This is a genomic window from Streptomyces calidiresistens (assembly GCF_014141525.1).
Classification (GTDB): domain Bacteria; phylum Actinomycetota; class Actinomycetes; order Streptomycetales; family Streptomycetaceae; genus Streptomyces; species Streptomyces calidiresistens.
Genome location: NZ_VKHS01000175.1, coordinates 1 through 8,198 on the forward strand (window position 1 = coordinate 1; position 8,198 = coordinate 8,198).

The window sequence follows — 8,198 nt, forward strand, 5'->3', positions numbered from 1 at the left end:
GGGGTCGGCGGGCTGCTCGTCGGTGTGGCTGACGACGAAGCGGGTGGCGGTCAGCACCAGCACGGTGACGTGGCGACGGACCTCGTTGCTGTCGAAGGTCGTCTCCTGGTGCACCAGGTAGGAGACCACCGGCTCGCGGCCCACGGCCGACTCGACCGCGTCCGCCACGAGCGCCGGGTAGTAGCCGCTGCGCTCGATCGCCGCGCGCAGCCCCTGGGTGGTGGTACCGGTCTTCGCCATGCCGTCCATCCTAAGGGGCGGTACCGACGTCGACTCCCCCCGAGCGGAGGCGTCGCCGGCCCCGCCCGGCGGCCCGCCGCGGCTCACGGCGACTCACGGCGACTCACGGCGACTCACCAGGAGGCGAGCCGGCGCGGGCCGAGGTCGCTGCGGGGCGGGGCGGGGGCGACCCGCACCGAGGCCGAGAGCACGGCCACGCCCCGGGCGGAGACCACCACGGGTTCCAGGTCCACGGCGGCGACCTCGGGATGATCGTCCACCAGCCGGCCGAGCCGCAGCAGGACGTCCTCCAGGGCGGCGGTGTCCACCGGCTGGGCGCCGCGCCAACCGAAGAGCATCGGGGCGGCCCGGATGGAGCGGATCACCTCCGCGGCGGCCCGGTCGGTCAGGGGCAGCAGGGCGTGACCCAGATCACCGAGGAGTTCGGAGGCCGGGCCGGCCAATCCGAAGGAGAGCACCGCGCCGATGGCCGGATCGACCACCGCGCGCACCACGGTGTCCACACCGCGCGGGGCCATCGGCTGGACCACCGGGCGCAGCTCCGCCGGACCGCCCAGGTCGGCGATCATCTCGGCGCGGGCCCGCAGCAGTTCCTCCGCGGAGGTGAGGCCGAGCCGGATCCCGCCGAGGTCCGCGCGGTGGCGCAGGTGCGGGGCGGTGGTCTTCAGGGCCACCGGGTAGCCCAGCCGTTCGGCGGCCTCGGTGGCGGCCTCCTCGGTGGGGGCCGGCAGAGCGGGCAGGACGTGGATGCCGTAGGCGGCGAGCAGGCGGTGCGCGGCCTCCTCCGTGAGGGGGGTGCTGCGGACGACCGCCGGGGACCCGGGCACCCCACCGGCGGCCGTGGTCGGGCCGGCGGCGGTCCGCCCGCCGAGTGCCTCGGCGAGCACCGCCTCGGCGGCGGCCTCGTCCACGTCCTCGTAGTGGGGCACCTTCCCCGGGGTCTCGGCGGCCCGCCGCCACCGGGCGTGCCGATCGGCGTGGGCCAGGGCGCGCACGGCACGTTCGGCGGAGGGGTAGGCGGGGATCTCCCGGGCGCTGAGCGCCTCGGCCAGGCCCTCGATCGCGACGTGGGCGACGAGGACGGGCTTGGTGCCGGGCACGCCGGCGCGGTCCCCGTCCCCGGCGGTGTCACGGGTCCCCCCGGTGGGGGCGGTGCCCGGGGGCACAGCGTCGGAGGGCTCCTCCGGACGGTCGGCGGTGCCGGGGGCCGCGTCGCGCAGGGCGGCGTGCAGCGCCTCGGTGAGGGCGCGCCCCCACGACTCCCGGCCGGCCCCGGCCGGGCCCGGCTCCCGTTCCCCCACCACCGGCACCGCGGTGACGACCACGGCGTCGGTCGCCGGGTCGGCGAGGGCCCCGGCGACCGCCCGTCGGTACGCGGCCGGCTCGGCGTCGGCCGGCAGCGCGGGCGCCAGGCGCGGGATGAGTCCCTGGGCGCGGCAGGCGTCGTGCACCACCAGGCCCAGCGACTCGGCGTTGCCGACCACGGCGACCCGGGGGCCGGCGGGCAGCGGGCCGCGGGCGAGCAGCAGGCCGGCGTCCACCATCTCCGTGACGGTGGCCGCCTCGATCACGCCGGCGCGGCCCAGGAGCGCCGAGACGGTGGCGTCGGGGGTGCGGCCGGGGCCCAGCGCCGGAACGGCGTGGCCGGTGGGGACGCTGCCGCCGCTGTGCCGGCCCCCGCGCACGACGACCACCGGCCGCCCCGAGGCGGCGGCCCGGCGCACCAGCCGGGTGAACTTGCGCGGGTTGCCCAGGGACTCCAGGTACATCAGCACCACCCGGGTGTCCGGGTCGTCGTACCAGTACTGCAGGAGGTCGTTGCCGGAGACGTCGGCGCGGTTGCCCGCCGAGACGAAGCCGGTCAGGCCGGCGCCGCAGCGTTCGAGTTCCTCCAGCGCGGCGATGCCGATGGCGGCGGACTGGGTGAACAGGCCGATGGGTCCCCGGTGGGGCAGGTAGGGGGCCAGGCTGGCGTTCATGCGCACGTCCGGCGCCGTGTTGAAGACGCCGAAGGCGTTGGGGCCGATGATCCGCATGCCCAACGAGCGGGCGTGGTGGACCAGTTCGCGCTGGCGGACCCGGTCCGGGGCCCCGGCCATGACCACCAGTCCCTGGACCCCGTGCTCGCCGCACTCCTCGACCACGGCGGGAACCGCCTCCGTCGGCACGGCCAGGACGGCGAGGTCCACCGGCTCGGGGATGTCGGCGATCGAACGGTGGGCGGGCGCCCCGCCGATCTCCGCGGGTCCGCCGTCCGCGGGCAGGGCGTGGTTGACGGCGTGCACCCGGCCGGTGAAGCCGCCGCGCAGCAGGTGCTCCAGGACGGTGCGGCCCGCGCCGCCCGGGCGACGGCCCGCGCCGATCACGGCCACCGATCGGGGGGCGAGCAGGCGGCGCACCGATCGGCCCTCGGCCCGCTGCTCGCGGGCCCGCATGACGTTCAGCGAGGCCTCGGTGGGCTCCAGATCGAGCGTCAGGTGGACCGAGCCGTCCACGAAGCTGCGACGCTGGGAGTAGCCGGCGTCGGTGAACACCTTGATCATCTTGCTGTTGGCGGGCAGCACCTCGGCGACGAAGCGCCGGATGCCGCGCTCCCGGGCGCAGGCCGCGATGTGCTCCAGCAGCGCGGAGGCCAGGCCCCGGCCCTGGTGGGCGTCCTCGACCAGGAAGGCCACCTCCGCCCGGTCCGCCGGGGCGCAGGCCGGGTGGCCGTCGGCGTCGATCCGGTCGTAGCGCACGGTGGCGATGAACTCGTCCCCGACCGTGGCGGCCAGGCCCACCCGGTCCACGTGGTCGTGGTGGGTGAAGCGGTACACGTCACGGGCCGAGAGGCGGGGGTAGGGCGCGAAGAAGCGGTAGTACTTCGACTCGTCGGAGACCCGTTCGTAGAAGTCCACCAGACGGCCCGCGTCGTCCTCGGTGATGGGCCGGATGTGGGCGGTGCCCCCGTCCCGGAGCACCACGTCCGCCTCCCAATGGGTCGGATACGGCTGCGGCACGGGCTCGGCGTCGGGACTCGGCTGGGGCGCGGCGGACGGCGGCATGATGCCACCCTAAGGCCGGAGGGGCGGCCCGGGGGCGGCGTACCGGGCCCCGGCGGGGGACCTTCGGTACCTCGCGGTGGCGGCGTGCGGTGCCGGCCGGGCGGCCCGGGGTGGACCGTGCTCCCCCGGGTGCCCCGGGTGCGCCGGCGCCGGACGCCCGGGGCAGGCTGGAGACCCGTGGATCGCACCCGGGGACGCGCGGCGTCCCGTCGGTGGGCGGGATCCGCGGGAAACGGTCCGGGTCCACGGGGGGCCCGGCCGGGCAGCGTCCCCGACCCGAAGGGCTTGAACCATGACCACCGAGCGCCGTGTCACCGTCGGCTGGCCGGAGGGCCTGCACGCCCGTCCCGCCTCGATCTTCGTTCGCGCGGTCACCGGCGCCGGAATCCCGGTGACCATCGCCAAGGGCGACGGCCCGGCCGTCAACGCCGCCTCGATGCTGGCGGTGCTGGGGCTGGGCGCCGAGGGCGGTGAGGAGGTCGTGCTGGCCTCCGACGCCGAGGGGGCGGGGGAGACGATGGACCGGCTGGCGAAGCTGGTCTCCGAGGGGCTGGAGGAGCTTCCGGCCGCGGAGTGATCCCCCGGCGACGCGGTCCCCCGCGTCGCCGCTCCGACCGATCACCCGTCGTCCCGGACCCCGGCGGTCCGGGGCGACGCGGCGTTTCGGCGAACGCCCCCGGGTGTGCCGGGGCGCCGCGGGACACGCCGGGCGAACGGCTTTCACCGGCGTCGGAATTCCGGGCCGGCGGGGAGGACGAGGGGATTCGGTGGCGCAATACCGGAGCGGCCCCGAACGGCAATCCGGGGCGATGGGCAGAAGAAACGACCGAAGGATTTCGGCGCCCGATCCATCGTTCCGAATACACTCCGAATCACCGACCGGATCGGCTCCGAATCCATCCCGGGTACAGGTGTATACGACCCTCGTTAAATCCGTCCGCGCGCCGTGTTGACGGCAGGTTTCGGAGTGCTCACCGCGCCCTGGCGCGAGGGTTTGCGGACCGGCGCGGAACGCTCGAGCTGGGCCACCGACAGCGCGCGCGCCCGCTCGGCGTCCCCGCGGGCTATCGCGTCCACCAGCGCCCCCCGCTCCTGCCACACCGGCACCGCCCGTGACACCGGCTCCGCCGCGTAGAGCCAGGTGATCTTGTGGCGCAACTGCACCAGCATCGACGTCAGGCCGGGACTGCAGGTGGCCCGGGCCACCGTCTCGTGGAACCAGTCGCCCAGCGAGCGGAGATCGGCCTCCTGGCCCTGGCCTGCGCGTTGGCGGCCCAACCGCACCAGACCGCGCAGAACCTTCAGGTGGGCCTCGGTGCGGCGCTGGGCGGCGCGGGCCGCGCCCAGGGGTTCCAGCAGCCCGCGGATGTCCAGCAGGTCGGCGGCCTCCCGGTCGCCGACCTGCGCCACGCAGGCCCCCGCGTGCCGTCGGGAGACCACGAACCCCTCCGACTCCAGGGTCCGCAGGGCCTCGCGCACCGGCACCCTGGAGACGCCGTACCGGTGCGCCAGCTGCTCCTCCGCGAGTCGGGCGCCCGGTGGCAGAACCCCGCCGATGATGTCGTCACGGATCGCCGTGCATACCGTGTGCCCGGAGATACGCATGAAGAGCTCCCACTGCTAACGGTGCCGGCCCCCGTTGCACCCCGCCATATTCACGCCGGGCCCTGCCCGAACTGTATGGCAAAAACTCCGCGGTGCCGATAGCCACCCCTTCCCGGGCATCCGCTTTCGGCCTCCGACCGAGGGGATATCGGACGGATATCGGATGTTCCGGGGACTCTGCGGGCGGATACCGCTCCGGGGCGGCCGGCGGCCGGCGTGAAACGCGGGCCCGGGCCCTTTCCCGGCGCCCGGTGGGCCGGGCGCGGTTTCCACCCGCCCGCCCCACCGGGACGGCCGCGCCCCGGACCCGTGGATTCCCGGGTCCGGGGCGCGGCCGGTGGGAGCGGGGGGCGGGATCCGCCCCCCGCCGTCAGGCGGCGGGACCGTCCTCGTCCGGGGCCCCGGCGGCGGCCTCCGGATCGACCTCCTCGCCGGTGACCACGGTCACCTCGCCGAAGCCCAGGCCGCGCACCGGCTCCACGATCCGCGAGGCGTCACCCACCAGGACCGTCACCAGGCGGTCGGCGGGGAAGGCGGCGACGGCGGCGGCCGTGGCCTCCACCGTGCCGGTCTCCGCCAACCGCTCGTACATCCGCGCCTGGAAGTCGTCCGGCAGTTCCTGCTCCACCTGGTCGGCGAGGGTGCCCGCCACCGCGGCGGCGGTCTCGAACCGCAGCGGGGCCACGCCCACCAGGTTGCGCACGGCGGTGTCCCGCTCGGCGTCGGTCAGCCCCTCCTCGGCGAGGGTGACCAGCACCCGCCGCAGGTCCGCCAGCGCCTCACCGGTGACATCGGTGGCCACGGAGCCGCTGATCGCCAGCAGGGACCCCCCGGTGCCGTCGGCGGAGGAGCGCAGCACCCTGGCGTACGCGCGCACGCCGTAGGTGTAGCCCTTCTCCTCGCGCAGCACCAGGTCCAGGCGGGAGGTGAGCGTGCCGCCCAGGCAGTAGACGCCCAACTGCTGGGCGGGCCACACCCGATCGTGGCGGTCGGGACCCACCCGGCCGATGAGCAGCTGGGTCTGCACCGAGCCGGGCCGGTCCACCACGATCACCCGCGGCGAGTCGTCCCCGGCCACCGGCGCGTACGGGGCCGGGGGACGGTCCTCGCCCCGCCAGGTGCCCAGGGTCTCCCCCAGCATCCCCTCGAGATCCACCCCGGTCAGGTCGCCGACCACCACCGCGGTGGCGGTGGAGGGCCGCAGGTGCGCCTCGTGGAAGGCCCGCACCGCCTTGGTGTCGATGCGCGCGACGGTCTCCGCGGACCCCTGACGGGGCCGGGACATGCGGCTGTCGGCGGGGAAGAGCGCCTCGGACAGGGCGATCGCCGCGCGGCGGGCCGGGTTGGCCAGCTCGTGGGGGATCTCGTCCAGGCGGTTGCGGACCAGCCGCTCCACCTCGTGCTCGGGAAAGGTCGGGGCGCGCAGGGCGTCGGCCAGCAGTTCCAGGCCCCGGCCCAACCGGGAGGCGGGAACCTCCAGGGAGATCCGGATCCCGGCGTGGTCGGCCCAGGCGTCCAGGGTCGCCCCGCAGCGCTCCAGCTCGGCGGCGAACTCCTCCCCGGTGTGCCGGTCGGTGCCCTCGGACAGGGCACGGGCGGTGATGGTGGCCACGCCCTCCCGGTCCCGGGGCTCGGCCGCCAGGGGGGCGGGCAGGTGGAGCTCCACCGCCACCACGCGCTGGCCGGGACGGTGGCTGCGCAGCACGGTCAGGCCGTTGGGCAGTCCGGAGCGGTCGGGGGCCGGGAAGGCCCAGGGCTTCGGGGTTCCGCTGCCGGGCCGGGGGTGCAGCCGCATCCCGGTTCCCCCCGCGCCGGTGGTCTCGGTCTCCGTCACCGCTGCTCCTCGCTCTCCGTGCCCGTGGTGTCGCCATCGGCGTCCCCGGGGTCCTCCCCCGGTTCGTAGACCAGCACCGCCCGGTTGCGGGGGTGCAGTCGGGCGGCGGCGACCTCGCGGACCTCCTGCGGGGTGACCGCGAGCACCCGCTCGACGGCGGTCAGCGCCAGCTGCGGGTCGCCGAACAGGACGGCGTAGCGGCACAGCTCGTCGGCGCGGCCACCGACGGTGGCCAGTCGGTCCAGCCACTCCCGCTCCAACTGGGCGCGGGCCCGCTCCATCTCCTCGTCGGTGGGCCCCTCGGCGGCGAACCGCGCCAGCTCCTCGTCCACGGCCGCCTCGATGACGGGGATCTCCGCGTCACCGGAGGTCTTCACGTCCAGCCAGCCCAGGGAGGGCGCGCCGGCCAGCCGCAGCATCCCGAATCCGGCCGTCACCGCCGTGCCGTCGCGCCGCACGAGGCGGTTGTGCAGACGGGAGGACTCGCCGCCGCCCAGCACGGTCAACGCCAGGTCGGCGGCGTCGGCCTCGCGGGTGCCGTCGTGCGGGAGGCGGTAGGCGGCCATCAGGGCGCGTGCCGGAACGTCCGCGACCACCTCGCGGCGCAGCTCCTCGCCCATGATCTCCGGGAGGGTGCCGTCGCGCGGGGGGCGTTTGCCGTCGTGGGCGGGGATGGTGCCGAAGTACTTCTCGACCCACTCCAGGGTCCGCTCCGGGTCGATGTCGCCGACGACCGCCAGGACCGCGTTGTTCGGGGCGTAGTAGGTGCGGAAGAACTCCCGGGCGTCCTCCAGGGAGGCCGCGTCCAGGTGGGCCATCGAGCCGATGGGGGTGTGGTGGTACGGGTGCCCCTCGGGGTACGCCATCGCCACCAGTTTTTCGAACGCGGTGCCGTAGGGGACGTTGTCGTACCGCTGGCGACGCTCGTTCTTCACCACGTCGCGCTGGTTGTCCAGGGACTCCTGGCCGAGCACCGTCAGCAGGGTGCCCATCCGGTCGGCCTCCAGCCAGAGCGCGAGCTCCACCTCGTGGGCCGGCATGGTCTCGAAGTAGTTGGTGCGCTCGAAGCTGGTGGTGCCGTTGAGCGAGCCGCCGGCCCCCTGCACCAGCTCGAAGTGCCCGTTGCCGGGGACCTGGGCCGACCCCTCGAACATCAGGTGCTCGAAGAGGTGGGCCAGGCCGGTGCGGTCCGGCCGCTCGTGGCGGGAGCCCACGTCGTACCAGAGGCAGACCGCCGCGACGGGGGTGAGGTGGTCCTCGGAGAGCACCACGCGCAGGCCGTTGGACAGCCGGTGCTCGGTCGCGGTGAGTCCGCCGGCGGACTCCCGGGGGGTGGCCGTGTGGCCGATGGTCATGTGGTTCCTTTCGTCGTGGCGCCGACGGGGGTCGACGGGCACGGGCGGTTCGGCGCGGGCGGGCCCGCGGCGCGGCGGGCCGTCGCGAGTCGGCCGCCGGGGCGGGGACCGGGTCGGGAG

At 75.7% G+C, this 8,198-nt stretch carries 6 protein-coding genes; 1 reads left to right on the forward strand and 5 read right to left on the reverse strand.

Features of this window, described 5'->3' with window-relative positions; genetic code table 11:
- The coding region (locus FOE67_RS09990; protein ID WP_228473727.1) for a DUF5998 family protein at positions 1-240 on the reverse strand (240 nt) is incomplete at its 3' end.
- 113 nt (positions 241-353) lie between these two features.
- Entirely contained in the window at positions 354-3,284 is a 2,931-nt protein-coding gene (locus FOE67_RS09995) for a bifunctional acetate--CoA ligase family protein/GNAT family N-acetyltransferase (protein ID WP_182662685.1), read from the reverse strand.
- Between the two features lie 292 nt (positions 3,285-3,576).
- Here FOE67_RS09995 and FOE67_RS10000 point away from each other — a divergent pair, with 292 nt between their 5' ends.
- Positions 3,577-3,861 (forward strand): HPr family phosphocarrier protein, encoded by a 285-nt coding sequence (locus FOE67_RS10000; RefSeq protein ID WP_182662687.1) that lies wholly within the window; start codon positions 3,577-3,579, stop codon positions 3,859-3,861.
- A gap of 350 nt (positions 3,862-4,211) precedes the next feature.
- Here the strand turns inward: FOE67_RS10000 and FOE67_RS10005 are convergent, their stop codons facing one another.
- The 3 genes from FOE67_RS10005 to FOE67_RS10015 form a co-directional block, all read right to left on the reverse strand.
- Positions 4,212-4,889 carry a GntR family transcriptional regulator gene (locus FOE67_RS10005; RefSeq protein WP_182662688.1) on the reverse strand — a complete coding sequence of 226 codons (678 nt, stop codon included), beginning with the start codon at positions 4,887-4,889 and terminating at the stop codon, positions 4,212-4,214.
- Positions 4,890-5,259: 370 nt separating this feature from the next.
- Positions 5,260-6,684 (reverse strand): M16 family metallopeptidase, encoded by a 1,425-nt coding sequence (locus FOE67_RS10010; protein ID WP_182662690.1) that lies wholly within the window; start codon positions 6,682-6,684, stop codon positions 5,260-5,262.
- A 35-nt stretch (positions 6,685-6,719) separates the two neighbouring features.
- Positions 6,720-8,072 carry a M16 family metallopeptidase gene (locus FOE67_RS10015; RefSeq protein WP_182662692.1) on the reverse strand — a complete coding sequence of 451 codons (1,353 nt, stop codon included), beginning with the start codon at positions 8,070-8,072 and terminating at the stop codon, positions 6,720-6,722.
- Positions 8,073-8,198: the final 126 nt, after the last annotated feature.